The sequence below is a fragment of the Vibrio plantisponsor genome (assembly GCF_013041605.1).
Classification (GTDB): domain Bacteria; phylum Pseudomonadota; class Gammaproteobacteria; order Enterobacterales; family Vibrionaceae; genus Vibrio; species Vibrio plantisponsor.
This window is the reverse complement of the sequence record NZ_JABEQC010000001.1, coordinates 108,610-131,035: the sequence shown is the minus strand read 5'-3', so window position 1 is coordinate 131,035 and position 22,426 is coordinate 108,610. Positions and strand designations below refer to the sequence as shown.

Annotated in this window: 23 protein-coding genes; 9 read left to right on the top strand and 14 right to left on the bottom strand. The window is 43.9% G+C overall.

Annotated elements, in window-relative coordinates; genetic code table 11:
- The first annotated feature begins 187 nt into the window (after positions 1-187).
- Positions 188-976 (top strand): AraC family transcriptional regulator, encoded by a 789-nt coding sequence (locus HKI82_RS00665; protein WP_042481388.1) that lies wholly within the window; start codon positions 188-190, stop codon positions 974-976.
- Positions 977-979: 3 nt separating this feature from the next.
- On the opposite strand, the gene HKI82_RS00660 is transcribed toward HKI82_RS00665, so the two are convergent.
- Positions 980-1,633, bottom strand: a complete 654-nt coding sequence (locus HKI82_RS00660) for a glutathione S-transferase family protein (RefSeq protein WP_171136888.1) — start codon at positions 1,631-1,633, stop codon at positions 980-982.
- A 343-nt stretch (positions 1,634-1,976) separates the two neighbouring features.
- Here HKI82_RS00660 and HKI82_RS00655 point away from each other — a divergent pair, with 343 nt between their 5' ends.
- Positions 1,977-3,389: a histidine-type phosphatase gene (locus HKI82_RS00655; RefSeq protein WP_206361772.1), complete on the top strand. Its 1,413-nt coding sequence runs from the start codon at positions 1,977-1,979 to the stop codon at positions 3,387-3,389.
- Positions 3,390-3,604: 215 nt separating this feature from the next.
- On the opposite strand, the gene HKI82_RS00650 is transcribed toward HKI82_RS00655, so the two are convergent.
- Positions 3,605-4,531: a M14 family metallopeptidase gene (locus tag HKI82_RS00650; protein WP_171136887.1), complete on the bottom strand. Its 927-nt coding sequence runs from the start codon at positions 4,529-4,531 to the stop codon at positions 3,605-3,607.
- Positions 4,532-4,652: 121 nt separating this feature from the next.
- On the opposite strand from HKI82_RS00650, the gene HKI82_RS00645 reads away from it, so the two are divergent.
- From HKI82_RS00645 to HKI82_RS00635, 3 genes are all read left to right on the top strand, one after another.
- Positions 4,653-5,561, top strand: a complete 909-nt coding sequence (locus tag HKI82_RS00645; RefSeq protein WP_171136886.1) for a DUF808 domain-containing protein — start codon at positions 4,653-4,655, stop codon at positions 5,559-5,561.
- A gap of 143 nt (positions 5,562-5,704) precedes the next feature.
- Entirely contained in the window at positions 5,705-6,838 is a 1,134-nt protein-coding gene (rlmC, locus tag HKI82_RS00640) for a 23S rRNA (uracil(747)-C(5))-methyltransferase RlmC (RefSeq protein WP_171136885.1), read from the top strand.
- A 173-nt stretch (positions 6,839-7,011) separates the two neighbouring features.
- Positions 7,012-7,551 (top strand): L,D-transpeptidase family protein, encoded by a 540-nt coding sequence (locus HKI82_RS00635; RefSeq protein ID WP_102941834.1) that lies wholly within the window; start codon positions 7,012-7,014, stop codon positions 7,549-7,551.
- A gap of 35 nt (positions 7,552-7,586) precedes the next feature.
- Here HKI82_RS00635 and HKI82_RS00630 read toward each other — a convergent pair whose 3' ends face one another.
- From HKI82_RS00630 to HKI82_RS00620, 3 genes are all read right to left on the bottom strand, one after another.
- Positions 7,587-7,907: an antibiotic biosynthesis monooxygenase family protein gene (locus HKI82_RS00630; RefSeq protein ID WP_171136884.1), complete on the bottom strand. Its 321-nt coding sequence runs from the start codon at positions 7,905-7,907 to the stop codon at positions 7,587-7,589.
- Positions 7,908-7,999: 92 nt separating this feature from the next.
- Positions 8,000-8,368: a VOC family protein gene (locus tag HKI82_RS00625; RefSeq protein ID WP_102941835.1), complete on the bottom strand. Its 369-nt coding sequence runs from the start codon at positions 8,366-8,368 to the stop codon at positions 8,000-8,002.
- Positions 8,369-8,434: 66 nt separating this feature from the next.
- Positions 8,435-9,136 carry a helix-turn-helix transcriptional regulator gene (locus HKI82_RS00620; protein ID WP_171136883.1) on the bottom strand — a complete coding sequence of 234 codons (702 nt, stop codon included), beginning with the start codon at positions 9,134-9,136 and terminating at the stop codon, positions 8,435-8,437.
- A gap of 251 nt (positions 9,137-9,387) precedes the next feature.
- On the opposite strand from HKI82_RS00620, the gene HKI82_RS00615 reads away from it, so the two are divergent.
- The gene (locus tag HKI82_RS00615) at positions 9,388-10,362 is read left to right on the top strand and encodes a DUF1852 domain-containing protein (protein WP_171136882.1); all 975 of its coding nucleotides are present in this window, start codon (positions 9,388-9,390) and stop codon (positions 10,360-10,362) included.
- A 31-nt stretch (positions 10,363-10,393) separates the two neighbouring features.
- A complete protein-coding gene (locus HKI82_RS00610) occupies positions 10,394-11,425 on the top strand; it encodes a methionine synthase (RefSeq protein WP_171136881.1) in 1,032 nt (343 codons plus the stop codon).
- A gap of 154 nt (positions 11,426-11,579) precedes the next feature.
- On the opposite strand, the gene HKI82_RS00605 is transcribed toward HKI82_RS00610, so the two are convergent.
- Together HKI82_RS00605 and HKI82_RS00600 are read right to left on the bottom strand one after the other, a co-directional pair.
- Entirely contained in the window at positions 11,580-13,070 is a 1,491-nt protein-coding gene (locus HKI82_RS00605; RefSeq protein WP_171136880.1) for a cell envelope integrity TolA family protein, read from the bottom strand.
- A gap of 167 nt (positions 13,071-13,237) precedes the next feature.
- Complete coding sequence (locus tag HKI82_RS00600; protein WP_171136879.1) at positions 13,238-13,849, bottom strand: hypothetical protein; 612 nt, start codon at positions 13,847-13,849, stop codon at positions 13,238-13,240.
- Positions 13,850-14,029: 180 nt separating this feature from the next.
- On the opposite strand from HKI82_RS00600, the gene HKI82_RS00595 reads away from it, so the two are divergent.
- Both HKI82_RS00595 and HKI82_RS00590 read left to right on the top strand, forming a co-directional pair.
- On the top strand, positions 14,030-14,296 hold the full coding sequence (locus HKI82_RS00595) for a hypothetical protein (protein ID WP_102941841.1): 267 nt from the start codon (positions 14,030-14,032) through the stop codon (positions 14,294-14,296).
- A gap of 165 nt (positions 14,297-14,461) precedes the next feature.
- Positions 14,462-15,076, top strand: a complete 615-nt coding sequence (locus tag HKI82_RS00590) for a 3'-5' exonuclease (RefSeq protein WP_171136878.1) — start codon at positions 14,462-14,464, stop codon at positions 15,074-15,076.
- A gap of 93 nt (positions 15,077-15,169) precedes the next feature.
- Here the strand turns inward: HKI82_RS00590 and HKI82_RS00585 are convergent, their stop codons facing one another.
- The 7 genes from HKI82_RS00585 to HKI82_RS20450 all read right to left on the bottom strand — a co-directional run bounded on the left by HKI82_RS00585 (position 15,170) and on the right by HKI82_RS20450 (position 22,165).
- The gene (locus HKI82_RS00585) at positions 15,170-15,538 is read right to left on the bottom strand and encodes a hypothetical protein (protein ID WP_171136877.1); all 369 of its coding nucleotides are present in this window, start codon (positions 15,536-15,538) and stop codon (positions 15,170-15,172) included.
- Between the two features lie 154 nt (positions 15,539-15,692).
- Complete coding sequence (locus tag HKI82_RS00580; RefSeq protein WP_102941844.1) at positions 15,693-16,037, bottom strand: YajD family HNH nuclease; 345 nt, start codon at positions 16,035-16,037, stop codon at positions 15,693-15,695.
- Between the two features lie 282 nt (positions 16,038-16,319).
- Positions 16,320-17,321: a succinylglutamate desuccinylase gene (gene astE / locus HKI82_RS00575; protein WP_171136876.1), complete on the bottom strand. Its 1,002-nt coding sequence runs from the start codon at positions 17,319-17,321 to the stop codon at positions 16,320-16,322.
- A gap of 17 nt (positions 17,322-17,338) precedes the next feature.
- Positions 17,339-18,679 (bottom strand): N-succinylarginine dihydrolase, encoded by a 1,341-nt coding sequence (gene astB / locus HKI82_RS00570; protein WP_171136875.1) that lies wholly within the window; start codon positions 18,677-18,679, stop codon positions 17,339-17,341.
- Between the two features lie 163 nt (positions 18,680-18,842).
- Positions 18,843-19,898: an arginine N-succinyltransferase gene (astA, locus tag HKI82_RS00565; protein WP_171136874.1), complete on the bottom strand. Its 1,056-nt coding sequence runs from the start codon at positions 19,896-19,898 to the stop codon at positions 18,843-18,845.
- A 42-nt stretch (positions 19,899-19,940) separates the two neighbouring features.
- Entirely contained in the window at positions 19,941-20,954 is a 1,014-nt protein-coding gene (locus HKI82_RS00560; RefSeq protein ID WP_171136873.1) for an arginine N-succinyltransferase, read from the bottom strand.
- 242 nt (positions 20,955-21,196) lie between these two features.
- Complete coding sequence (locus tag HKI82_RS20450) at positions 21,197-22,165, bottom strand: GlxA family transcriptional regulator (RefSeq protein WP_171136872.1); 969 nt, start codon at positions 22,163-22,165, stop codon at positions 21,197-21,199.
- Positions 22,166-22,426: the final 261 nt, after the last annotated feature.

Sequence of the window (22,426 nt, the reverse complement as noted above, 5' to 3'; positions counted from 1 at the left end):
ATGAAGGTCGCATTATAACCACTAACCTCTTGGCTATGCAGCCAGAATGAAGCCGATAGAGGCTATTTCTTCATTTATCTAAGCTAGGGTTTTGATATCTGCTTTCATCTCGTTTAAAGTCTTTCACTGATAAATATCGTTAAAAAGACATAGTTCTTTAGGAACATAGCCCGACAAGGAAAGCAGAGTGAAAAAACAGGCGAGAAATCTTCATCCTTCACTAGCAATTGCTAAAGCGCCTTCAGACGTATTCATGAACTTCGAAGCGTTTTTGTCGAATACCGAAACGCGCGTACACAGCCACGCTTGGGGGCAGGTTCAGTTAATCGCTGGTGGTATATTGGAAATGGAAGCGGAAGACACCCGTTTTCTTGCTCCACCTCATCTCGCAATTTGGGTTCCAGCAGGAACTCGACACAAGAGTTTTAACCGAAAGCCTCTGGATTACTGTTCCATCAATATTTCAGCCGAAATGACACACGCTTTCCCGACCAAAACGAGCCTGATTAAAGTGACTCCGATAGTGACCGCTATCATTGATGATTTTCGCATGCGCGAAATCGGTGTGGCGGAAAGTGTCGAAGACAAACGTCTGTTACAGGTATTGATTGATCAGCTTGCCACTCGCGAAATGCAGCAACACTTCTTGCCGTCCAGCCACCACAAATATTTAGCACCTATCTTAGCGGCGGTAGAAGAGAACCCGACCGACAACACCAGCTTGCAGCAGTGGGCAGAGCGAGTGCACACTACCGAGCGAACGCTTGCTAGGTATTGTCAGGCAGAGCTCGGCATGAGCTTTACTGAGTGGCGCTTACGTGTTCGCTATCTGCACTCAATGGACTTACTCCGAAGTGGACACTCGGTTAAAGAGGTCGCCTTAACCTTGGGATACAACCAAGCCAGCCCGTTTATTGCCATGTTTAAAAAATACTCCGGCCAAACACCGGAGCAATATAAGAACCGATTGTTGTAACGGCTATTCGCTGAGTTTTTTCATCGCTTTTTGATAGCTTTCAATTTTTTCAACTTGTTCTATGTACTTCTTAATGTGGTGATAAGGAGTCATGTCGCAGCGCATATAAGCAAGTTGCAAAGCTAGTACCATCTGGAAATCTGCGCCAGAGAGTTCATCGCCAGCAAACCATTTGTTATTAGAAAGATGCTTATCCACCAACTTGAGTTGAGGAATTATTCTTGGGTCAATGAAGTATTGGTTTAACGCCTGCACAAACTTTTTAATCACAGGTTTAATAAAGAACGGCATTGGTTTATCGACCGCTTTTGATAAAACCAGTCGCATCACCAACAAAGGCATCATTGAGCCTTCAGCAAAGTGCAACCAGTAACGGTAATCTAACAGAGCTTTAGGATCTTTAGGTCTGAACTGTTGCTCGGTGTCGTAGGTATCAATCAGATATTCGATGATTGCGCCAGATTCAGCAATTACCAGTTCGCCATCGGTAATGACCGGTGATTTACCCAGCGGGTCAATCTGCTTGAGTGACTCTGGCGCGCCGTAGGTTTTAGGGTCGCGCTGATAAACTTTAATTTCGTAAGGAAGATTTAACGCTTCTAATAACCACGCAATGCGATTAGAGCGAGATTGAACGAGATGGTGCAGGATAATCATAAAGGCCTCTGACGTTACTTATTGATTTATCTTGCTAGTCTCACCAATAGCCAAGCATAGGTCAATTTAAAATACGCGATACATTGGCGAGAGTGATATAAGAGGTGTGGTTATTGGCATTGGTTTTTCACTGCCTACGCACAAAGTTTGAGTGATCTAAAGTAATCGTTGGCTCGAGGTTATTGCAAATAATGGGTCCACAGATTGGAATGTCAACAAATCAAAGAGTTATCTGTCGTCGTAACTTATTCAAACTGCAATGATAATGTCATAAACCGCAACTAATGTGCAGCGAGTTTCTGAAAACGTAAAACCAAATTCGCTCTGAAATTAAGGAAGATTAATGACTCGTTATACTCTGATTGCATCTGCAATTACCGTGGCTTTACTCAGTGGTTGTAGCTCTACTCACCAAGACGATAAAAGTGATGGCTATCAGTACAGCAGCAAAGCTACCTATTCTGCTCAGCAAGATTTAAACAGCTATGAAGCCGCGCCAAAAGGTTACAACGTGGTTTACAGCCAGTTGGTTGAACGACATGGTGCGCGTGCTCTATCAAGTCCAAAATACGACGTACTGAGCAAGCAAGTGTGGGATCTAGCACAAAAACGCGGACAATTGACACCGCTCGGTGAAAAGCTTGGTCCAATCATTGATAAAGTGACGGCAGCGAATGAAAAGCTGGGTTATGGACTGCTGACGAAAGTAGGTGAAGAAGAGCCAGCCGGTATCGCTTCTCGAATGGCGCAGCGTCTAGATTCCATCATGACTAACGACAGCAATAATCCCGTTTGTATTCAAGTACAAACCTCAGGTCAAGAGCGCGCAAACCAAACTGCACATTACTTCATGCAGTCATTGGCAAATGATGTGGCTTATGTAGCAAACAATGCAAAGCAGTGTTACCAAACACAATCACAGCCAGATGAAATTGATAAACAACTGGTGAACAAGTTTGAACTCTATTTCCACAAAACAAATCCTGTAAAGAGTGCAAAATACCAACCATACACTGCAAACTTTGAAGCCTATGATGCTTTTAAAGATTCAGAGAAGTTAGAAAGTGCCTTTGATGCAGTTTCAGAGCTACCAAAAACGAAATTGTTGGCTCGTCAAATGTTGGAGCGTATTTACACCAAAGAGTTTGTCGATTTCCTCGAAAATGATGTCTCTAACGACAAGAAGTGCGACGTAAGCGCTGAGAACTGTTTCAAGACCAACACCAAGAAACCTAGTGAAACGGAAGATGACTGGAAGTATGTGCAAAACGAGGTCGACGCTGCCTCAATGCTCTACAACATGTTCATCATTGGTCCGGGAATGCTTCGTGAGGCACAAGCTCAAGGTGGAGAGTGGGGCTTAGAGCAGTTTATTACTCCTGAAGAGTCGGCTTGGTTCTCTTATCAGTCAGATGCTGAAGATTTCTATGAGAAAGGTCCAAGCTTTGCCGATTCCAATGGCGTGACCTACAACATTGCTAAACCGCTTTTAAAAGATATGTTCAATGAGATGGACGCTGTAGCCAACAACAAGCAGGCGGTAAATCATGTGGCAAAGGTACGCTTTGCTCACGCTGAACAAATTATGCCTTTAGCAGCGTTATTGCATGTGAAAGGCAGTACTCAGCAGCAGATCCTTCGGTGCTCTATTCTCAAGAAAATAATGAATGGCGCGGCGGATGGGTTACACCATATTCGGCAAATATTCAGTGGGATGTGTATAAGAGTGCAAACAAAGGCGGTGAAACCTTGGTGAAGATGCTTTACAACGAGAAGGAAATAGCGTTTAAAGCCGATTGCCAAGTATTTGAAGGTACGCAGTATTTTTATAGTCTGTCGGAACTTGAACGCTGTTATAGCAAAGAGTTGTCTGTTAATTAACGCGCTCTAAATATGATTGGGTGGAGACACTCATAAAATAAACCCCGCAGAAAGAGCTACTCTCGTGCGGGGTTTATTGTTTTCTATTGATTATGTTCGATGGTTTTTAAGTACATAGTCCAGAGCGCCAACTACTGCAGCAACCTGAGCATCGTTACATTCTTCATCAGTGACTTTCGGGCTATCAGGGTAAACTTCCGTTGTTGTGCCGTATTGGCAATTGGTTACGCCGCCACATAACCCAAGCTTCTTCATTGGGTAAAGAATCACACCGTGCTGAACCACATCTGAACCGATGATCTGCCCATTGGCATCAGCCGGAGCTATGTGCGTTACTTTCGCAACAGATTCAATAACAGCCGCTTGGAACTCAAGCTGAGGCAATTCAGTGTCGCCAACGGTGTAGAAACCGTCTGGAATGCTGTCGGCTTCGTAGTCGATGCCATCGCGCGCTGCTAAAGCAGGACGGAACTCGGTTTCGTCTGTGTCTGTTGTTTCATGCAAATCAATATGAACCAAAACTTCTTGAGGCAGGCTTGCTACCAATGCCATTAGGTTTGCTGACTCTTCTGCTGGACTGTCAGCATAGAACGAACGGTTTGGATCAATCGCATTAGGGTTCCAGCGGTTGATGGTTTCGTATCCCCAAGGGCTAACACAAGGTGCCGCAATAATGTTGAAGTGCTGCTCGTAGCGTTTAGCTTCGTTTGCCATAAACTTAAGTGCGCCATGTACACCACTGGTTTCGTAGCCGTGAACACCACCAGTAATCAACACGGTTGGTTTGTTCGCTTGCCAGTTTTTGCTTTTGATAGAGAAAAGCGGGTAGCGCTCTTCGTCATAAGACAAAGCACCGTATTGCTCTACAACAAACTCGTTTTCTAACGCTTTAATTTTTGGCACAACTTCTTGCTGATATTCGCGTTTGATGGTTGTTGTCGCACGCCATTGTAGGCGTTCAGCCTCTCCCCATTTTTGACCTGGGGTTCCTATTGGGTAAGCTTGTGAATTGTTCATTACTTTCCTTGGAATAATTATTCTCATGCCATGGGATGAGCGTTATTAAAGATGTTTCATCATTTCTGACAGGCTGCTATGTTACCTCTTGTTTTATACAAACCCAAAAAGAGAATGTCATATGGCTGGAGCTAGCTTACTCACTTTATTAGACGACATCGCAACCGTACTCGACGATGTCGCTGTGATGTCGAAAGTGGCAGCAAAGAAAACCGCAGGTGTGCTGGGGGATGACTTAGCACTGAACGCTCAACAAGTGTCTGGTGTAGCCGCTGAGCGCGAAATCCCAGTGGTATGGTCGGTGGCGAAAGGGTCGTTTCGTAATAAGCTGATCTTAGTACCTGCTGCATTGGTGATCAGTTCATTTGTTCCTTGGCTGATTATGCCTTTACTGCTGCTCGGTGGTTTGTTTCTTTGCTTTGAAGGCGCAGAAAAAGTGCTGGAGAAACTGTTTCACTCCACGCCAAAGAAAGAACCAGAAGAGGCGATGGCGGAGTTGCAACAAGTAAGTATAGAAGAGTATGAAAAAAGCAAAATCAGTGGCGCGATTCGTACCGATTTTATTCTGTCCGCTGAAATTATCGTGATTGCTTTGGGCACGGTTCAAGGCAAAGAAATGATGACGCAAATTATCGTAGTGAGTTTGATTGCTATGGTCATGACCGCTGGTGTGTATGGTTTGGTGGCTGGCATTGTAAAGCTGGATGATCTCGGTTTTTATCTTGAGAGAAAATCCAAAGGCGAAGGGTTAATGGCAAAGCTGGGAGGTGTGCTGGTTGCTTTCGCGCCTAAACTGATGAAAGGCCTGACTGTGGTTGGCACTGCCGCGATGTTTTTAGTCGGTGGCGGTATCGTTGTGCACAACGTGCCGTTTATTCATCATTGGGTTGAGCCTATTATTATGAAACTGCCTGACCTAACTTTAGTCAATGCGCTGGTACCAACGTTACTGAATGGAGCCATTGGTGTAGCAGCAGGTTTAATTGTTGTCGCGATTATGGAAGTTATCCATAAAGTGCGCGGTAAATAAACCGACATACAGTATGAATTTGCTGCGTTAGGCTAGGCTTGTTTGCCTCGCGGCGACGCATGAGTATTTAGGTGAAATATTTATTTGGCGATTTGTCGCTAGGCGAATAGACTAGCGCTTTTCGAAATTTGGTGACCACTGCTATGCAATGCGAGTTCTTTACTCAGCAACTATGTACTTCCTGCACGAATTGCGCTCAGCCTTATCAACAACAGGTTTCTGTAAAAGATGCCGAATTGAAAACGCTGTTGTCTGAGCTTAATCCAGAGCAGTGGTTGTCGCCTGTCACTAGCAGTGAGACTCGCTTCAGAAACAAAGCAAAAATGGTTGTGCTTGGCGCAGCTCATGCGCCAATTTTGGGTATCGAAAACACGCTCAATGGTGAACCTCTTTCTTTAACGCATTGTCCTTTGTATCCGCAAGATACACAGCAGCTGCTGACCTATTTGGAAAACTGGATCCGTATTTCAGGCATCCCTCCGTACAACAAAAACAAAAAGAAAGGTGAACTGAAATTCATCTTGCTAACTCGCAGTGAGCACGATGGAAAGTTCATGTTGCGCTTTGTTGCACGCAGCAAAGAGGTGTTGCCTCGTATCACCAACAATCTGCCTCGATTACTTGAAGATTTTCCTGCTATCGAAGTGGTATCAGTCAACATTCAACCAGTACACATGGCGCGTTTGGAAGGTGATGAAGAGATCTTTTTGACCGAGCAAGAGTATCTGATTGAGCGCTTCAACGATGTGCCACTGGTTATTCGACCTAAGAGCTTTTTCCAGACCAACCCGAAAGTTGCACAGGCGCTATACGCGACGGCAAGAGATTGGGTAAGAGAGATTGCGCCAAGCAAAATGTGGGATCTGTTCTGTGGTGTGGGCGGATTTGCGTTGCACTGTTCAACACCAACAACGGAAGTGATTGGCATCGAGATAGAACCGGAAGCCATTGCCAGCGCAAAGCGATCTGCGCAGGAGATGGGGATCGATAACCTGAGTTTTGCCGCGTTAGATTCCGCCCAGTTTTCACATTCTCAAGATGCTGCGCCTGATTTGGTATTGGTTAACCCGCCACGCAGAGGTCTTGGTAGCAGTTTGACGAACCAACTGGAAGCGCTTGCGCCTAAGCATATTGTCTACTCAAGCTGTAATCCTCACACCATGAACGAAGATGTGAAGAACTTACCAAGCTACAAAGTGGTTAAAGTTCAATGGTTTGATATGTTCCCTCATACCAACCATGCCGAAGTGTTAGCGCTTTTAGAAAGAGTAAGCTAGTCAGTTGGAGTTAACATCGCCGCGTATGTTTGCTTTTCGACTGACAGAAACTGCGATAGATTGAGCAAAGTCTGGCTATCATTGATAGAGAATGACAACTAGAAGCGTGGGACTACATTGGTTAATAATGACCCACGCTCAATATTAGACACTGACTCAACCTAACGACAAACATGCAGCGACTACTGATTTCATTCCTTTCATTACTGATAAGCTGCACAGCCTTTGCTCAGGGCAATGTGTTACGTGGTCCGTCAATCAAAGCTCACTTGTCCAAAACTGAAGTGGCGAAAGTCGATTTGGTCAAAGTCGATAAGTCCAAACGCCGTATGTATCTCGTATCCCAAGGCGAAGTGATTAAAGAGTATCGCATCGCTTTAGGGAAATCTCCGCGCGGACATAAGCAGAAGGAAGGTGACCAGCGGACACCGGAAGGGCGCTACTATTTGGATGACATTATGCCAAGTAGTCAGTTCTATCGTTCGATGAGCATCAGTTATCCGAATCTAAGAGATAAATTGCGTGCACAGGCCGAGGGCGTTGATCCCGGCGGTGAAATAAAAGTGCACGGCTTAAAAGATGGCTATGATGGAGACCCACAATTCATTCAAAGCTTTGACTGGACAAATGGTTGTATCGCCTTAACCAACCAAGAGATGGACGAGTTTTTAAGCCTAGTGAGAATTGGGACGCCAATAGAAATTGAATGGTGATTTAAACCATACTTCTTTTAAGTTATCGAGATTGGTTATGCCTGCGCTTGGAAGGGTTGTAGGTAATCATCACAGACTTCAAGCTTATAGGCCGTCTTCGATCTCAGCAGACAATCGTGCATTTTTTGACGAGAGACCTTATAGAGTTCATCGCTGATAACATGATCTTTTTCCCATTGTTCTCTGCTGGGCCATTGTGCATACCCAACGAAAACATTCGGTACATCCGACTGATGAAGCCGAGAGCCAAAGCTACCACAACGCTGATAAATGGCTTTGGTCACCTCTAGCCATGATTCCCGAAATACGGCTTCGCTTCCCTCTTTAACTTCAAACTCATAAACAGCGATGAACATGCTCCTTTTCTCCTAGCCCATTATCCATATGGTTACCTATCTGCATTATGCAGACTGAATGCTTAAGCTACAAACGCCACTAATGACGGCCATTATTGATTAGGTACAAACAGACGTATTCTGTGACCATCGGGGTCAACGGCAACTGCGCTAAGGCCAAAGACAACCTTTATTGGTGTTTGGAGGAATTTAACGCTCTTCGATTGCCATTGGTTAAACAGATGGTGCAATGTCTCTGAGTCTTTAACTATCAGAGAGAGCTCCGTTCCGCCACCGGTAACCTTGGATATCGGGTCGGCTTGAGCTAACTGCTTCAGCTCAATATTGATACCCATATTCAATGGGAAAGAGACAAACGTTGGTGATAAAACGTTTCCTTCACAATCAAATATATCGCTATAGAAGGCTTTACTGGTTTCAATATCTTCCACATACAAAACAAACGAATCAAATGTAAACATACATGCTCCAAAGGTCATACAGTAAGATTTGACTGTTAATGTAATGAACCTCAGTGACAGTTTTTGTCAGTAGCGTAGTTTTGGCTGGCTAATACCTTCTTCTTGCTGCCATTTTTTTAGCAACTCAGAGCGATGCGGTAAGTACTTTTGTTCAAGTGTCTGCCAATCTTCAATTCTATCTAACCGAAAATTGCGAAACGCATTTCTTGTTTCACACCAAGCGACCAACACATAGTGTTGCTGAAACATACCAATCAGTATTGGCCAGATCACCCGTGAGCTTGAGTTTCCTTTCAAATCTAGATAGTTAATATTGGCTTTGTATTGGTGTTTGATTGCCTTTCGAATATCAGACATATCAATGGTCAATTCTGGCACTTCAATAATCGATGCAACACGCATGACTTCTTGGCTATGTTTAACCTTATGATCTGCGGGCAATACGGCTGAGATTTTTGCAATGGCGTTTTTAGCCGATTCGCTAAACTCGCCATTTGCCTGTTTGGAAATCCAATCAGCACCTAATAAAAGAGCTTCTAACTCTTCCATTGAAAACATCAGCGGAGGCAGTGTAAATGTTGGCTTCAATATATATCCAAGCCCCGCTTCTCCCTCTATTTCAGCACCTTGTGTTTGCAGGGTCGCAATATCACGGTAAATGGTGCGCACACTGACATTCAGTTGTTCGGCCAGATGTTCAGCGGAAACAGGGTATTTATGACACCGGAGTATTTGCAGTAAATCAAACAGTCGTTGGCTTCTAGACATAAGTGCGAAGTATTCAGAAGAGTTGAGGGTTCTCAGTATCGTTACATTCCAAGGGATATGAAACAAGTAAACCAACCAAATTAGCTCTTGAGCAAATATTTTTCGCCTAAACCATTCCGATCATGAATTTTTCTCACAATCAACATTAAGTAATAGCGTTATTAAACTTGTAGCACGCCAGTTATAACTAAGTCATGGATTTAACGAAAGATGATTTTGATTTCATCTAAAGCACCTTGAAGATAACGCTCATGACTCAGAAATTTACGTTCACAATTAAAAAGACCTGTCTTGATGAGAATTATCGTCCATCAGACAAAACACGTATCACAACTAACTTTGCAAACTTAGCGCGCGGTGAAAACCGTCAGCAGAACTTACGCAACGCATTAAACATGATTGACCGCCGTTTTAACGAACTGGCGTGTTGGGATAACCCAACGGGCGATCGTTACTCGGTAGAGCTGGAAATCATCTCTGCGGATATCAAAATGGAAAATGCAGACGAAGCTATTCCATCTATTGAAGTGTTAAAGACTTATGTTGTTGATCGCAAGACGAACCAACGTATTGAAGGCATAGTCGGTAACAACTTTTCGTCTTATGTGCGTGATTACGACTTTAGCGTTCGTTTACTGGACCACAACAAAGGCAAATCGCAATTCTCAGTACCAGAAGATTTTGGCGAGTTGCATGGCAACATTTTTAAGTCTTTCATCAAATCAAAGGCTTACCAACAAAACTTCGCCAAACCTCCGGTGATTTGTTTGAGCGTTTCAGACAGCAAAGTGTATAACCGCACCAACAACCAACACCCGGTTCTTGGTGTTGAATACGAGCCGAATGAGTCGTCATTAACGGAACAGTACTTCCAGAAAATGGGCTTACAAGTGCGTTATTTCATGCCGAAGAACAGTGTAGCGCCATTTGCATTCTTCTTCTTTGGCGATCTGCTGAACGACTACACCAATTTGGAACTGATCAGCACCATCAGCACAATGGAAACATTCCAGAAGATTTACCGCCCTGAAATCTACTTTGCCAACACAGTAGCAGGGGAGCGTTATCAACCGAATTTGAAGAGCAATGAGCACGCATTAACTGACATAGTGTATGACCGCGAAGAACGCACTCGACTCGCCATTGAACAGGGGCAGTTTGCTGAAGAAGTCTTTATCAAACCTTATCAGTCGGTTCTTGAGCAATGGTCTGCTCAATACGCGTAATCCTTAACGAGACAGAAGAACAGCCAACATTATGACAAAATTATTCCCAACATCGACGGCAGGCAGCCTGCCTAAACCTATTTGGCTAGCTCAACCAGAAGTACTTTGGTCTCCTTGGAAACTAGAAGGACAAGAGCTGATTGACGGTAAACACGATGCACTGCGTGTAGCACTACAGGAGCAGCTGCTCGCAGGCACAGACATCGTGAGTGACGGCGAGCAGACTCGTCAGCACTTTGTGACTACCTTTATTGAACACCTAAATGGCGTTGATTTTGAAAACCGCCAGACAGTGAAAATTCGTGACCGTTACGAAGCTAGCGTACCAAGCGTTGTGGGTCCTGTTTCACGACAAAAAGCCGTGTTTGTTGAAGATGCAAAATTCCTGCGTTCACAGACAGACAAGCCGATTAAATGGGCACTTCCAGGGCCTATGACCATGGTTGATACGCTGTACGACGCGCATTATAAATCTCGTAAAGAGTTAGCGTTTGAGTTCGCTAAAATTCTGAATGAAGAAGCAAAAGAACTTGAAGCGGCTGGTGTGGACATCATCCAGTTTGATGAACCTGCGTTCAACGTTTTCTTCGATGAAGTTAACGACTGGGGTATCGAGGCGCTGGAACGCGCAATCGAAGGTTTGAAATGCGAAACCGCAGTGCATATTTGTTATGGCTATGGAATCAAAGCCAATACCGATTGGAAAAAGACTTTAGGCAGTGAATGGCGTCAATACGAAGAGGTGTTCCCTAAACTGCAGAAATCGAATATCGACATCATATCTTTAGAGTGTCATAACTCGCATGTACCAATGGATCTGCTTGAACTGGTTCGCGGTAAAAAAGTGATGGTCGGTGCTATTGATGTGGCAACCAACAACATTGAAACTCCAGAAGCTGTTGCAGCAACGCTGCGTGAAGCGCTGAAATATGTTGATGCCGACAAGCTTTACCCATGTACAAACTGCGGTATGGCTCCGCTACCTCGTGAGGTAGCACGTGAAAAACTCAGCGCACTCAGCGCCGGTGCTGAGATTGTGAGAAACGAGCTTTTAGCCAAATAACAACGTTTAATCACATGAATTAAGTCAACTCGAAAGGTTATCGGTTAATCAATCGGTAACCTTTCTAGAACTTAGATACATAAGCTAATTACTCGCTGAATATCACCGTGTTCTCTAAAAGAAACTGAACCAAACAAACAACGCCCGTAATATTTCACTGTTCAACTTTATGTATTACTGCGCCATAAGGGCCAAATACGGAAGGGTGTCCATCATTAATAAAGAACAAGTTCGTTCCTGCTTCACCATCTTCCAACAAGAATACAATAATCATTGCACTTGCTGTTCTTTGCTCATAATAACGATAGGTCACATTCTTTTTAAAGATCTCATTGTTTTCAACTAAAACACCCCATTGGGTTATTTTTCTTGTTTTGTAATAACCCTCTGGATTGCTCTTGTAAGAGCCAGTACCATCTTTGTTAAATATGTATGTTTGATCGAAACCTGGCGTGTCTTCTTTTGTAAAAACATATTTACCATAGAACTCTGCGGGAACTGATATGGTTGTGTCTGCGTAAGCATCTTTGTAATACATTTTTGTTATTCGAAGCGATGAAGGATGGTTACTTGGAGATGCGCTTGTCGCTTTTGCATTTGCACTCATAGCTACCGATTCAAGGGTTGGTTTGGGATTGGCTCGAGTCCATTGCGCCATTCTTCTTTCATTTTGTTCTGTTAAACGTTCAAGGGCACTGCTTTTACTGTCATCACAGCGGTCGCAGGCAGTGCACATATGCTCTCCTGGACCCAAGTCAGCCTGAAAAAAGTCATCTAACACATCCTGGCAACGTTTGCTCCATTCACGCCTGAGGCTTTTATATTCGGCGTCCAAGCTTTTTTGCAAACTTGCTCGATCACTTTTCCACTCTACCAACGCCTTTTCGAGGGCTCTTTGTTCAGGCGTTTTAGAGGCTTCTATCTTCGCCAGTCTTAGGCGTTCTGCCTCTTCTTTTTCCTTTTGCAACTTAGCGGCTTGTTCGGCTTTTAAGCGTTTTTCTTGTTCAATTCTTTGTCGTTCGCGTTTTTGTTCTTCAGCCTTCTTCTGGGCCTCCAACTCTTTGAGTTTGGCAAGCCTTTCTGCTTCAATGCGGTTTATTTCATCTTGCTTTTCCTTTTTGAGCTGTCTTTCCAATACTAATCCATAGCTTAGGAGCGGTACGAATGCCGTTGCGTTGGGCGTGTACACTTCAGTACCAAGAGCGTCGTTTGATAAACCTGTGACTAATCCACTAGTTCGGCTACCTTTACCATCCGAATAAATACTATATAAGGTGTTTGGCTTTAACACCGCTTTGATATGACTTACGAATGAGCTGGTACTCTCACTTGGCTTAATACCTTCTTTAATAGTACTGGATGGCAATGCAAAAGAAATATTGTATTCACCCGGTGTAAGTTCCAAGGAACATAAACCTGAGCGGAACTCGCACACCATTTCGTCATTGATATAAAAAGCAGATGGCACACCACCATTAACAAAATGCCAGTTTCTGTAAAGAACCAACTTTGCCTTACCGTTATCAACAATCGCTAAGTCAGACAGACTGAGATTATTACCTGTTGATACGGATGGATTCGTCGCACACCCAATTAAAAGCCCTAGTAATGCAGATAAAAGTACAGTTCGCATCGATATTAACATTTTCAACTCCATGAACAGTTATCATGCTGGAATAATTTCTCATCTAGCAATGACGTAGGTGACATTCTGAAGAAGTATAATATTTATCGATTTCGTGAATATATTTAGGATCAAAGTTACAACAATAAATAGGCAGTGATTATGAAATCAAAGTGATTTATGGTTTTTCAGTTGTGATTATTGTTTGTTCTGAATGGGCTTTTTATACCGAGAAGGATTGTGCAATCGGAAACCCCAACTGAGAGAAAACTGGAACACAAAATAGCCTTCTCGGAGAAGTAATGCAGCAATGCGTTATTCGTCGATTCATACTCACCTAAGCCGACATCCCCATGAGCAAGATAAATACCACCAACCACAGCGCCTAATTGCTGATATTTCATGAAATCTATTGCACTCTCTTTGCTATTAAAAGCGAAGAGACAGTCTGATGATTGATTCAAACTACGGATGTCCGCTAAGTCCAGATTATTTGGCATTTCTTTCGAAGCCAATTTATTAGTTAAATTAATAACAACGTCTCTAATGGCTGTTGAATCCTTTTTAGGATTATCGAACACAACAAGTTCAACATGATGCAACAGACAAATTTTTGATAATTCAGAATGTTGTTTAAGAGAAAGACCAGATACAAATAGGGCGTCAAGCCGGATGTGAGATAAAGTCGACTCTGTAAGTTCATGTGTTGCAATAGAATACCCATTTTCTAGGGAAGCTAAATTAGGTATACATATGGCTATTTGTAACTCATCAGCGACAGATTCGACGGGTTCAAACATTGTTATCTCCTGCTTGAATGAAGATGATAGCGGCTAGCTTTTGCAGCGTTATTTAGATAGTGGTAATACTACTCTGTCAAAGAGAAGAGGCAAGCGTAGTTTTACTCGTAACTTGATCAAGCTAAAAGTATCAGTTAATCAAATGGTTAAATGAGTCAAAAGTATTGCAAAGGAAAAGTAGTGATTAAAGAAGGGCATGCCCAAAAACTTACCGTCCCCAAATTCTATGCACGCAACATGCTGTTTGAATTCAACATTACTACCACTCCGAAGAATGCAACGATTCGGGTAATGAATATCAAACCTAAGTATCGATACGGGATGAAACTTCCTTTTAAAGAAGAAGGTTATGACATCGAAATATCTAAACGTGGATATAAAACCATTCGAGATGTGGTCAACCTAAATTCGGAAGGACAGCATTTTCACTATGCTTTAAAGCGTTAAGATAGTGGTCAATAGTTCTGGGGGAATGGCGACATTTCATCATCGCGAAATGAAAGGTTATCGGTTAATCAATCGGTAACCTTTTTTGTTGTATCCTACTCGTCGCCTTTCTTTTTCTAGCGCTTTCGAAGATACTCTTGTACAAATTTTTAGCCGGAAAACCTCATGCCTCAAGCCAATTCTCTGGTGGTACTCGACTTTGAAACCACTGGCCTTTCTCCCAATCTCGGTGACCGCGCCATTGAAATAGGTGCGGTTAAATTAGTGGATGGTGAGATAGTTGATAGTTTTCAGCAACTCATGAATCCCGGCTTCAGAGTCAGCTCATTTATTGAAAGTTACACTGGCATTACCAACAACATGTTGCGCACAGCTCCAAGCTGCGGCGAAGTAATGGCAGCATTTAGTGAGTTTATTGCTGATGAGAACCTGATAGCGCATAACGCTTCGTTCGATAAACGTTTTCTAGACGCAGAACTTGAGAGAATCAATTGCAGTTACTCAGGTGAGTTTGCTTGCTCTTTACTGGTGGCAAGACGACTGATTCCAGATGCACCGTCACACAAACTTGGCGAGCTTGTTCGCTACAAAAACATCGAAAACAACGGCGTTTTTCACCGAGCCCTAGCCGATGCACAAATGACAGCCCACCTCTGGCTTAGAATGGTTGAAGACTTAGAGCAAGCCGGAATCGTAAAGCCAAGTTTCGAGTTTATGCAAACCGTTAGTAAAACAGCGAAAGGGAAAATGAACCTATTACTTGCTAGAAGCCGTGTTTAATTAAAACCCGCAGAAAGCAAAAAGGCGTTAGCAAATTCGCACCTGCTAACGCCTTAATTATTTGTTTAAGCGTAATGATTACACTGACTTTGATTATTCAACGTCGCAATCAGTACAACTTTGTAGTGCAATTTCGTGTTCAAAGACGACTGTATTTTCTTCCAATAGTTCTGCGATTTCATCCGCTACTTCTTGCTCGTCTTCCGTTTCAACTTGATTCTCAAGCTCTTCTTCAGAGTAGCCGTAAAAGTTCAGCAATAAGTAATCACGAGCTTCTTCTTTAGTACAAGTCACGTTTACAGATAGGTCTGGTTCAACGTCACCTTGCTCGATGATTGCAGCCACTTGCGCTAAAACATCCTCTTTCATTGCAGCCGTTAACCAACCAAGATCAGTACTCACTGTGGTTTTTTTACAGTTAAAACAAGGCAGTTGATGAAAGTAATATTGAAAGTCAGTCATAGGTAATTTCTTCTTTGAGTGTTGTATTGCGAGATTATGCGCGTTTTCTGGCAAATTACTATCTCAATAGACATTAAGGTGTGAATTGTCTTAGCTAGCTTAAACTCGTTTAGGGCAAAAGCGCTATAGCGCTAGTTCGCCCATGTACTTAGTTTCACTTCTTCATCATCTTTGCTAGATCAGCAAATGGATTGTATGTCGCTCCTTTGTGTTCGTCTTCACCAGGCTTGACGTCACTGCCATACAGGTCATGTTCTAGGTATTTACTGTGTTCATGATCGTGGCAGTAGAGACACAACAACTCCCAGTTGCTGCCATCTTCGGGGTTATTGGTATGGTCATGATCTTTGTGGTGAACCGTTAGTTCTCGCAGGTTTGAGTATACAAACTCTCTAGCACACCTTCCGCATACCCAAGGGTAGAGTTTGAGCGCTTTCTCTCGATAGTCGGCTTCTTTTCGTGCGTAATTGGCACTGGTTCCGTAATGGTCTGATGACATATTTGTACCCCTAAGTGTTGTTTCTGCTCAGATGCTAGCACGAGCGCAAGTTGGGAAACAGTGACCAATGTTTCGCTGTTCGTGAGCAAACATTGAAGATATAAGAACCGCTGCTCAGCCAAGCAACGTTGTCTGTTGCTGAGTGTTACATCGGTCTGCATAAAAAGCTTGATGTCGTTATAAAAAGTTTGGGCTAAAAATAATTAAGCGCAACCTACCATTTCATATTCAATCTTGAATTCAAAGTGACAAATTGCGCTTAGAGGAAGTGAGGTTTGATAGTTAAGCTATCCAATCATTTAACTCGGTTTGAGTGAGCATTAAACCCGCTCTAAGACCCGGGTGAACGCCGCTGTTAGGGAAAATCAGCCACTCTTGATCTTGTTCAACGCGGTACTCTTTATCGCCGTCGGTAGCAAGCAAACTGCCTTTTTCGAATGCGGTGAAGTTCTGCACGCTTTCGGCAAAGTTCAGTTCAAAAGCTTCGGTTAGTTTGGTTAGCTCTTGGCTGACTTTATAAACCGGCATTTCTGGTGCACTGTTGTCAGGGCAAGGAGTGCCAGTGGTGAGGGCGATTAAGCCTTCTTTGATACCAACAAACTGAGAAAGATCGTTTTCGCCAAATGGCAGCGCTTTACCCAGCTCTAAAGTGCAGCTTTGGGCACCGCAAGTCTGGCTGCTGAAGTAGCTGAACGTTGCTGCTGGAGCATGGTTGATCACCAGTGCTTCTAAGCCGACATTACGTAGCCATTCGATCATTTCAGGTTGATACTTACCAGATTCTACATAAGGAAGCAGACCAAATCGCACATGGAAAGACGGCTTTCTTGCGGTATGCAGGTCAAAGTGAACGCGCTGAGTATTAGGTTGTTGTTCAAAGAACGAGATCACTTGCTGTTCAATGACTTGTGCACGGCGAGTTTCTTCACACGCTTCATAGTTGGCATGCTTACCACTGAATAAGCGGTTCATGTCCACTTCTAGGTAGCGGTCACCTGTGCGCATCGCTTCGAGGTTGCCAAGAATGACTAGCAAGCGAACATTCAAAGAACGTCTCTCTGCTAGAAAATCCTGAACCAACTCAGAAACGATCTCGATAGGCGCGGTTTCGTTACCGTGAATGCCTGCGGAGATAACCACACTTTTCGATTGTGGGCTATTTGAGAACGCTACAGGCTCGAAAGCGATAATACCTTGCGCCGGACAACTCCAACGCAAAGTGGCGGTTTCACCTGATGCAGGGGAAAAGGCTTCCCCTGATAATGTCTGTTTTAAAAAATCCATTTCCAATAAATCCTTGCTTAGCGTTGGAATGGGTAGATTGAACCAAGGTTCATGATTTGAGTCAGCTCATCCAGTGCAGTGCGGTTTTCAATCAGTAGCTGCGGGTCTGCCAAATCTGCTTCAGTCAGGCGATCACGGTAGTGTTTATTCACCCACTGAGTCAGTGAACCATAAAGCGCATCATTCATTAGTGCATGCGGGTTTGCGGCTTTAAGCTCTTGTTCGTTAAGAACAACACGCAAACGCAGACAAGCTGGGCCACCACCATTACACATACTTTCGCGTAGGTCGAATACTTTCACTTCGTTGATTGGACCACCGCTTTGGGTTAGCTCTGTCAGGTATGTCCAAACGCGCTCGTTCTTACGTGACTCTTCTGGAACCACAATTACCATACTGCCGTCAGCTTTGGTTAGAAGCTGGCTGTTGAATAGGTAAGTGCCCACTGCGTCTTGCACTGATACTTTGTTGGTCGGTACTTCGATTGGGGTAAATTCACAGTCAAATTGGCCTAGCTTGCGGCGAATTTCATCAAACACAGGGGCTTGATTGAGAAACGCTTCTTGGTGATGGAACAGAACTGGGCCGTTACTTACTGCAATCACGTCGTTGTGGAATACGCCTTGGTCAATTACATCTGGGTTTTGCTGTAGGAATACGGTTTGTGATTCGTCTAACTGATGCAGACGAGCCACTGCTTCACTTGCTTCACGCGTTTGGCGAGCAGGGAAGATTTTAGGTTCAACCTGACCACCAAAGGCTTGGCGACCATACACGAATACTTCGACGCCTTTGTCACCATAGCTGCGACATAAGCGGTTGTGGTTCGCTGCACCTTCGTCACCAAATAGCATTTGCTGTGGTAGCGCGGCATGGTGAGCAAAGTGTTGATTATCAGTAAAAATCGCTTTTAGTGCATTGCTGGTGGTTTGATCTTCAATGGAGCGGTGGAACTTGTTGTTGAGGTTCGCCACAGTGAAGTGAACTTTACCATCCGCAGTATCCGCAGAAGGAGAAACGGTCGCCGCGTTGGCTACCCACATTGATGATGCTGAACTGACATTCGCAAGCAGTTGCGGTGCTTTTTTCGCGGCTTGAGCAATCACTTCTGCATCAGTACCTGAGAAACCTAAAGTACGCAGAGTGTGAACGCATGGACGCTCCTGTGGAGGAAGCACACCTTGCTTGAATCCTGAATCTGCAAGGTTTTTCATCTTCGCTAAGCCTTGCAGCGCTGCGAGTTTCGGGTTTGCTACTGCGTTTTTGTTCGATGTAGACGCAACGTTACCAAACGAAAGACCCGCGTAGTTGTGCGTTAAACCGACAAGACCATCAAAGTTAACTTCATAAGCTGACATAATTTTAGACTCCTATCAGCCTACTCAATGGGAAGAGTAGGCGAGGTAAACAGTTTGGGCAGGGTACGTTGTTATTGTTTGTCTACCCCAGCGAATTAACCGATAAATCTCTAACAAGTGTACCGATTAAGGCGCGAGGGCATTTTCTGCCATGAATATTCAATTACTCGGATTGAGCGAGCTCTTCGCGACACTCTTCTTTTGCAAACAGTGGCGCAACTCGAATCAAGTCGCCATTCGCAACATTTAAAATCTCTGCTTGTGCCGGAGACAGGGTAATTTCTGTTTCTGTGCAAGGCTGACAACCAATGATGGCTCGATAATTACGGTAATCAAGGTTGCCAACAAGCAGTGTTGATTCTGTTTCGTGATAAGTATCTGAAATCAAAACTTTACGAGTTTCACTCTCTCGAACAATGCGAAGATCTTTGGTGTACGCTTCAAGCGTAGGGCCTGCATCAAAAATGTCGATGTAGCCTTCATAACGCATACCTTCACTTTCAAGGATCTTACGTGCAGGAAGGGTGCTTTCGTGCACTTCTGCAATTACCGCTTTTGCTTCTTCTGTTAAGAAATCAACATACATCGGGTGTTTAGGCATAAGTTCGGCGATAAACGCTTTTTGACCTATGCCTGTCAGGTAATCTGCTTCGCTAAAGTCGATAGAGAAGAAGTGACGCCCCAAACTTTCCCAGAATGGCGAGTTACCGTTCTCATCAGACACGCCGCGCATCTCAGCGATCAGCTTGTCTGCAAATTTGTCTTCAAAGGTAGACATAAATAGCATGCGACTTTTCGACAGCAAGTGACCGTTCTTATCTTTGCGGTAATCAGGGTCTAAGAACAGTGTACAAAGTTCACTGTAACCTGTGTGGTCGTTGCTGAGGAAAAGCGTTGGCATTTGGGTATACACATTAAGCTCCTTTGACGCATGTACCAAAGTGCCAACACGGAAATCATACCAAGGTTCTGTTAGACCAATTGCGACTTCCACGCCACTGATACCAACCACTTGTTTACTTTCCGTATCTTCCAATACAAATAGATAGCCTTGATCGTGAATAGGTGCTTTCCCTTCCCATGTCTCGATCATACGCTCAATACGTGCTGCCAATCTCGCTTCATTGTTTGGTAGCGACGTAAAACCTACACCGGTTTTGGTCGCCAGTTTTAATAAAGCTTGCTTGTCATCCCTAGTGACTGGGCGAATTACCATCATAGTTTAAATTCCTTGTTATTTTTCCTGAAAAGAGAGAAGAGACTACAGGGCTAAGAACCACACCTTCTGGTGTTGAGTCAGGCCCACTTCTTCCATCAATTCTTTAGTAATGATCAGTCGATCCTCTGTTTGGTTTCCCTCGGCGATAAACGCACAGAAGCCTTTGGCTCCTTGGTAACCAACCAAGTATTGCTTTGTGTCAGCGTGAAGAGGTTCACCGACCAGTGACCCGGTTTTCATATTCAGACAAATAGGCAACGCATTGTGCGGAGCCGTCAAAATAGGGCCAGCATCGAAGATTTCCACATACTTGTCTGGCTCAAAACCTTGGTCATTTAAGAGCTGATATTGAAGTTCAGCATCTTGATGAACTTGTCCCATAACCGCTTGTGCTTCTTCGTCAATAAGAGGCACGTAAAGTGGATAGTGAGGCATCAGTTCTGCAACAAACGCTTTGTCGCGTGTGCCGTTGTAATATTCGACTTGGTTGTAGTCCATGCCGAAAAATTTGCGACCAACGTGTTCCCAAAAAGGAGCGCGGCCTTGGGTGTCTGCAATACCCGGCAGCACCGCCATCCATTCATTCGCGAATCGGTTAGAGTTCGCATTCATGAACATCAAACGTCCTAGCGTGATTAACGCCGGAGAAAGCGTGTGGCGCTGCGATGGATCAATATAAAAAGAGCACAGTTGAGAGTGGTCACTTAAGTCATGATTCAGCGTCAATGCGTGAATACGGCTGTGAACATTTAACTCTCGCGAGGAGTGGATAATAATGTCGTTGCGAAACGAGTAGAACGCCTGACGATATCCCGCTAACGCGTTGATGGCTCCCGTGCCCAACAAATGCCCGGTGTCGGTCTCTTCCAATACAAAGAAGTAAGATTCTTCGCCCGGACAAAAAACGTCTTGTTCGAATGAGTAAATGGACTGCTCAATTTTCTGCAATAGGTGTTCGAGCTTCGCCGGCAGAGTGCACACCATTGGGCCGCTATCTACCGCAAGCTTTTCTATGTTGCCTAAATCAGTCAGTTTGACAGGACGTAATACAATCATGGATTTAACCTTATTTTGTATCTAACAACGCTTCTATTACTTACTCAAATGAGCAAGGCCAGTATCCGATTCTTACTCAGGACTCTTCGGCTCTGATAAAGGGAAACGTCATTGTGTTTGCCTCTGTGAACAGTTCCATCACTTTCAGAATACGCGACGAGTTACGACATTACGTTCGTAAAAACGACCAGTTTTTATAGATTTTCACCTTTTATTAACAAATGTGAGGTCGCTTTTTTACATTAAATCTTGGTTGCATATAAACGTTTTGACCTCTCTTCTCTGGGTGTGATTTCAAAATACGATTTATAAGCAGACGAAAAATGCGGGCCACTTGAGAACCCACAGGTCAGGCCGATTTGTACCACTGACAAATTGGTGGTCTGTAACAGATCCCGCGCTTTCTTTAATCTCAACTGCAGGTAGTAACGAGCCGGCATGGTGTCTAGATAACGTTTGAAAAGTCGCTCTAGCTGGCGTCTCGATACATGCACTAAATCGGCGATCATGTCTGCTGACAAAGGTTCTTCCAGATTGCTCTCCATTAGTGATATGGCTTTTTCGAGCCTTGGAGGCAGCTCGATGTTTTCCAGTCCGCCATTCGTTAGTTCATCATCTGATGTGGCATTTCGTTGTTGTGCCGACTGTTTGTCTTTGTCTAGGTACAACTCATCAGCGACGGATCGCGCGGCTACTTGGCTTTCATACTTGGCGAGATACGCCATTAATAAATCGAGGCAGTCGGAATAACTCGCGCAGCTTGCCAACTTGGCGGACTGACGAAAGTGTTCGTATTGAACAGTAAGGTCTGGGTATTTTGTTTTTATTTCATCTTCCCAGCGCCAGTGAATCGCCCATGATTCGTCGAGCCCTATGCCATTATCCAGTAGCCAGAAACAGCCAGCCTGAACACTGATAATGAATGTGTTTTCTTGCTGATAGTAGTGTTGCAGCGCGAGTTGAGCGGTGTTCGAGAAGGGGGCTTTTGGTTGTTGTTCACTGGCAATGATAAGCGCATCGTATTGGGAAATGTCTGCGAGGCTTGCTTGCGTGACCAAGGTGATAGGGGGGCTTGCTATCGAATGTGGTAAACCACTGATTTCGATGTTTGCTCCTGCCTTTTCTCCCACATAGATAAGCTGGAATTTCTCTTCACCCAGAATTTTGTTCACCTGCGCAAAAGGCTCGCTGATCGCTCCCAATGTAAGCAAAGAGCATTCATTTGGGATGAAAATTCCAATTCTGTGCTGTGAAGAAGTTTTAGGCATACTTATGTCAGCGCATCCTGCTAATAGTAAGCACTCCATTTGTCCGAAGACTCGACCGCTTACATTCGAAAATCAAATCAACTGTTACCAATACTAAAAATGAATATTTGGGTTACTAACGAATAAATAATCACTAAGATGTTTTAAAGATGAAAATATATTCAATAGATATGGCAAATATTAATAATTAATGCTGTTGACCAT